Consider the following 5363-nt stretch of genomic DNA (forward strand, 5'->3'; position numbering starts at 1 on the left):
CTGGCCGCCAGCGTCGGGGTGGGGGTCGGTGTCGGCGTGGGGGTCGGGGTGGCCGAGCTGGCCCGGGGTGTCGGGGTGGCGCTCGGCTGGGCCTGGCTCGACGCGCTGGGCGAGGAGGCTGTGGTGGTACCGGACGGCGACGGGACGGTGGCGGGGTCCGCCGCAGGGGCGCAGGCAGTCAGCAGCAGCCCCGCTGCGAGCATCGCCCGTCTCACCGTCATGCCAGCACAACGTCCGTCGCGCGCCGAAGGTGCCGCGTCACCCGATCGACACGACGGGCGGCCGGCCCGCCGACGGCCCTGGTCCGAGCCGGGCCGCGACGGAGGTCAGCAGGGGCGTGCCGACCCAGCACGGATGGGAGCAGCAGGACGGGGCCCAGACCCAGAGCTGGTCACGCGGCACTCCTCGGGGAGGAGCTGGCACCCCGGCACGCCGCCACCGAGGGCGGGGGCTGCGCTCAGCGACGCGCCGGAGTGCTGAGGTGTCCCACGCCCGAGGCCAGCCGCTGCTCGACCAGCGCGCGCCGGGCCTCCGCGCCGCCCCCGACAAGCCGGCCCAGCTCGTCCGGACCGATGACGGTCACGGCGACCAGGTCCACCGGCCCACCGGGGGTGTCGACCCGCAGGGCCCGCCCAGGCACAGCCATCCCGAGCAGCACGCCCACCGTGCCCTGCGGGGACAGCAGCTCTGGCGGTGCGGCGTCGCCGAGCGGCAGCTCCATCGACAGCACCCCGTGCTGCTCCAGCCGGTCGGAGATCCCGCCGAGGTGGGCGACGTTCATCGCCAGCTGCTCGACCAGGCTGAACTGCCAGCTGGCGCGCAGCTCGGCGAACTCGGCACCGACGAGGTCCGGGGCCTCCAGGAACACCTCGCAGCCGAAGCCGGGGGTGAGCTCGTCGGTGTCGACGTCGGGGTCGGAGAGCCCGTCGGAGGCCAGCACCAGCGTCTGCGGGGTGCGCACCACCCGGTAGCTCTGCCGGATGCCGGGCCAGCGCGGTGCGCCGGTGAACATCGGGTTGATCAGGTAGCTGATCCGGTCGGGGTCGCTCACGCCGATCCCGTCCCAGTAGGCGTCGACGGCGCGCTGGACGGCGGCGGTGTGCGGGTTGTCCTGGCTCGCATCCGGTGCCGGCGACGCTCCGCCGTCCGGTGGCCCGGCCGGGTCGGCGTCGGCAGCCGCGGGCGCCGGCTCGGACGGTGCGTCGGGCTGGTCGGTCGAGGGGGCGGTCGGGCGGCGGAAGATGCGGTCGAACAGTCCCACGGTGTGGCCTCTCGCTCGGCGGTCCGGCCTCGACGGTAGGCCGTGGCAGGGCCAGACGTCCGGGGGAGCCGAGGCTAGATCCAGGTCCGCAGCCACATCCGGGCCGCCCACTCGCGGTAGGACAGCAGCGCGTCGGTCCACACCGGGTGGAAGTAGATGAAGTTCACCACCACCAGCGCCACGAACACGGCGCTGACCATCGTCGCGACCCGGCGTCTCGGTGCCTCGGGCGGGCCCATCGCGAGCCCGATCAGCAGGCACACCGCCAGCACGGTGAACGGGATGATGGTGACGGCGTAGAAGAGGAACGTCGGGCGGTCGGTGTACTGGAACCACGGCAGCCAGGTGCTGGCCACCCCGACCACCGGGACGCCGAAGCGCCAGTCCCGGCGCATCAGCCACCACACCACCGCGACCACCAGGCAGGCCGCGCCGACCCACCACAGCAGCGGGGTGCCGATCCCGGTGATCACCCGCTGGCAGCGGTCCACGTCCAGCGGGCAGCCGTCCACCCCGGGCTCGATGTTGTTCACCGCGTCGATGCCGATGGTGCGGGCCAGCACCAGCCAGCCGATCGGGTCGGCGTCGTAGCCGTGGCTCTGGTTGTTGATGAAGTCGCCGGTGTGGAAGCCGTACATCTGGGAGTGGTAGTGCAGCAGCGAGGCCAGCGGTGCCCCGAGCAGCTGGACGCTGGTCGCCTCGGGGTTGGTGCGGCCCCAGTCGCGGTAGTAGCCACCCTGGGTGGCCAGCCAGCCCGCCCAGGTGCTGAGGTAGACCAGCGCACCGAGCACCACCACCGAGACGAACGCGGGGACGCCGTCGACGAGCAGCCCGAGCAGCGAGCGCCGGCTCGCCCCGGCCAGCCGGCGGGCGCCGACGTCCCAGAGCACGCTGAGCAGCCCGAACGCCGCGACCACGTACAGGCTGGACCACTTCACCCCGACGGCCATGCCGAACATCACCCCGGCCAGCACCCGCCACGGCCGCCACAGCACGACCGGCCCGGCCAGCCCGCCGAGATCGGGCAGCCCGCGGGCCAGCAGGTGGTCGGCCAGCCGGGTGCGGAACCAGTCCCGGTCGGCCACCAGCGCGGAGACACCCGCGACCAGGAAGAACGCCTGGAAGCCGTCGAGCAGCCCGATCCGGCTCATCACGAAGGCCAGCCCGTCGAAGGTCAGCAGCACCCCGGCGGCGCCGCCGAGCAGGGTCGAGCGGGTGATCCGGCGGACCAGCCGGATGGTGATGAGCACCAGCAGCGCGCCGAACACGCAGGCCGAGAAACGCCAGCCGAAGGAGGTCATCCCGAACAGCGCCTCACCGCCGGCGATCAGCCACTTGCCCAGCGGCGGGTGCACCACGAAGGCCGGCCCGTCGCCCATGATCAGCGTCTCGCCGGCGACCACCCGCTCGTTGGCGTCGGCCGGCCACTCCCGCTCGTGGCCGAAGTGCAGCAGCGACCAGGCGTCCTTGGGGTAGTAGGTCTCGTCGAAGACGAGCTTGTCCGGGTAGCCGAGGCCGATCACCCGGACCACGAACGCCAGCGCGGTGAGCCCGAGGGTGACCGTCCAGCCGACCAGCCGGTCGGTCGGCATCGGGTCGCGGAGGGCGCCCTGCAGCGCGCTGGTCTCGGCCGGGGCGGTCACGGCGGACATACTAGGGACCGGTCCCGTGCCGCCCCGGGATCGCGGGAGGAGCGGTGTGAGCGAGGCAGCAGACGGGTCCGGTGTGCTGGTGCTGGCCGGGACGCCGATCGGTGACGTCGACGACGCCCCGCCGCGGCTGGTCGCCGAGCTGGCCCGCGCCGACGTCGTCGCCGCCGAGGACACCCGCCGCCTGCAGCGGCTGCTGCAGCGGCTCGGGGCCGACGCGCCGGCCCGGGTGGTCTCCTACTTCGAGGGCAACGAGGCAGCGCGCACCGAGCAGCTGGCCGAGGAGCTGGCCGCCGGTGCCCGGGTGCTGGTGGTCACCGACGCCGGGATGCCCTCGGTGTCGGATCCCGGCTATCGGCTGGTGCGGGCCGCGATCGAGCGCGGGGTGCGGGTGACCGCCGTCCCGGGCCCGTCGGCGGTGCTGACCGCGCTGGCCGTCTCCGGGCTGGCGGTGGACCGGTTCTGCTTCGAGGGGTTCCTCCCGCGCAAGGACGGCGAGCGCCGCCGCCGGCTGCAGGGGCTGGCCGCCGAGGAGCGGACCATGGTCTTCTTCGAGGCCCCGCACCGGCTGGCCGCCTTCCTCGACGCGGCGGCGGAGGTCTGGGGCGCCGGACGTCCGGCCGCGGTCTGCCGTGAGCTGACCAAGACCTACGAGGAGGTGCGGCGCGGCACCCTGGCCGAGCTCGCCGCCTGGGCCGCCGACGGCGTCCGCGGCGAGATCACCGTCGTGGTGGCCGGTGCCGAACCCGCCGGCGGGCCGGAGGAGGCGCTCGAGCTGGTGCGCAGTCTGATCGCCGACGGCGTCCGGCTCTCCGACGCCGTCGCCCAGGTCGCCGCCAGCACCGGCGTCAAGCGCAACGCCCTCTACAAGTCCGCCCTCGCCGACCGCTGAGCCGCCCCGCCGCACCAACAGCGCGCTGAGCTTGTCGAAGCGCGGACCCGATGCAGACCGCACCACAGCGCGCTGAGCTTGTCGAAGCGCGGACGACGCAGAACCCGATCACAGCGCGCTGAGCTTGTCGAAGCGCGAGCGATGTCGCCCTTCGACAGGCTCAGGGCGCTGGGTGCGGGGAAGCTCAGGGCGCTGTAGTCGGGTTCGAACGACCGACTCCGTTCCCCGCGGGAGGGCCCGGACCGCTGCACCCGACTACCGTGACGCCGGTGAAGTCCGAGCTGCCACCCGTCCCCGACCCGCTACCCGCCCCGGTCACCGACTCGCACTGCCACCTCGACGTCGCCGAGGCCTACAGCGGGCTGGACCCGGCCGAGGCTCTCGAGCGGGCGGCGGCGGTCGGCGTCACCCGGGTCGTGCAGGTGGGCTGCGACCTGCCGAGCTCGCGCTGGGCGCTGGAGGCGGCCCAGCGCTGGCCCTCGGTGGTGGCCACGGTCGCGCTGCACCCCAACGACGCGGCCCGCGCCGGGGACGACCTGCCCGCTCAGCTGGACGAGCTGGCCGCGATGGTGGCCGAGCACGCGCCCGGCCGGCGGCTGCGGGGGGTGGGGGAGACCGGTCTCGACCACTTCCGCACCACCGACGCCGAGGGCCGGCAGCGCCAGCGCGAGTCCTTCGCCGCCCACATCCGGCTGGCCCGCGAGCACGACCTCACTCTGGTCATCCACGACCGCGACGCCCACGACGACGTGCTCGACGTGCTCGACGCCGAGGGCGGGGCCGAGCGGGTGGTCATGCACTGCTTCTCCGGCGACGCCGACTTCGCCCGCCGCTGCCTCGACCGCGGCGCCTGGCTGTCCTTTCCCGGCACGGTCACCTTCAAGCCCAACCAGCACCTGCGCGACGCCCTCGCGCTGACCCCGCTGGACCGGCTGCTGACCGAGACCGACGCCCCCTTCCTCACCCCGGTGCCGCACCGCGGTCACCCCAACGCCTCCTTCCTCGTCCCGCTCACCGTCCGGTTCCTGGCCGAGCAGCGTGGGATGGAGCTGGAGCCGCTGTGCGCCGCCCTGCACGACAACGCCTCGGCGGCCTTCGGCGGCTCCTGGTGAGCGACGACCTGGCCGCGCTGCTGCGCCGCCGCCGGATGGTCCGCGACTTCGCGGACGCACCCGTCGCCGACGAGCAGCTGCAGCAGGTCCTCGACGCCGCGCTGGCCACCCCGTCGGCCGGGCACGCCCAGGTCGTCTCGCTGGTCGTGCTGCGCGGGAAGCAGGTGGACGCGTTCTGGCGGACCACCAGCGACCCGGACGCCGACAGCGCCTGGCTGCGCGGGATGCGGCGGGCCCCGGTGCTGGTGACGGTGTGGACCAGCGAGCAGGGCTACGCCGAGCGCTACGCCGAGGCGGACAAGCGCCGCGCCGCCGCGGAGGGCTTCGCCGCCCCGTGGTGGTGGGTGGACGCCGGGATGTCGGTGCTGGCGATGCTGCTCACCGTCACCGAGACCGGGCTGGCCGCCTGCTTCTTCGGCGTGCCTGCGGACCGGCAGGCGTCGCTGGCC

5 protein-coding genes and 1 pseudogene are annotated in these 5363 nt (G+C 74.4%); 3 read left to right on the forward strand and 3 right to left on the reverse strand.

Features of this window, described 5'->3' with window-relative positions; genetic code table 11:
• The 3 genes and pseudogenes from DVA66_RS21730 to DVA66_RS16705 all read right to left on the reverse strand — a co-directional run.
• Positions 1 to 221 (reverse strand): annotated as a pseudogene (locus tag DVA66_RS21730) (hypothetical protein); the annotation flags it as partial.
• A 236-nt stretch (positions 222 to 457) separates the two neighbouring features.
• Complete coding sequence (locus tag DVA66_RS16700; protein ID WP_114561082.1) at positions 458 to 1261, reverse strand: Suppressor of fused protein (SUFU); 804 nt, start codon at positions 1259 to 1261, stop codon at positions 458 to 460.
• A 74-nt stretch (positions 1262 to 1335) separates the two neighbouring features.
• Positions 1336 to 2853 (reverse strand): dolichyl-phosphate-mannose--protein mannosyltransferase, encoded by a 1518-nt coding sequence (locus DVA66_RS16705; protein WP_198671867.1) that lies wholly within the window; start codon positions 2851 to 2853, stop codon positions 1336 to 1338.
• A 106-nt stretch (positions 2854 to 2959) separates the two neighbouring features.
• Here DVA66_RS16705 and rsmI point away from each other — a divergent pair, with 106 nt between their 5' ends.
• The 3 genes from rsmI to DVA66_RS16720 form a co-directional block, all read left to right on the forward strand.
• Entirely contained in the window at positions 2960 to 3802 is an 843-nt protein-coding gene (gene rsmI / locus DVA66_RS16710) for a 16S rRNA (cytidine(1402)-2'-O)-methyltransferase (protein WP_114561084.1), read from the forward strand.
• A 269-nt stretch (positions 3803 to 4071) separates the two neighbouring features.
• Positions 4072 to 4914, forward strand: coding sequence for a TatD family hydrolase (locus DVA66_RS16715; protein WP_114561085.1), 843 nt, complete (start codon positions 4072 to 4074; stop codon positions 4912 to 4914).
• Positions 4911 to 5363: nitroreductase family protein (locus DVA66_RS16720; RefSeq protein ID WP_114561086.1), on the forward strand; the 453-nt coding region annotated here is incomplete at its 3' end. The genes DVA66_RS16715 and DVA66_RS16720, both read left to right, overlap by 4 nt.

Origin of the sequence: Desertihabitans aurantiacus, assembly GCF_003344635.1 — a bacterium.
Taxonomy (GTDB): domain Bacteria; phylum Actinomycetota; class Actinomycetes; order Propionibacteriales; family Propionibacteriaceae; genus Desertihabitans; species Desertihabitans aurantiacus.

Excerpts from the sequence above, each read along its gene's own strand:
- DVA66_RS16705 (WP_198671867.1), bottom strand. The coding sequence starts at position 2,853 with ATGCCGACCGACCGGCTGGTCGGCTGGACGGTCACCCTCGGGCTCACC.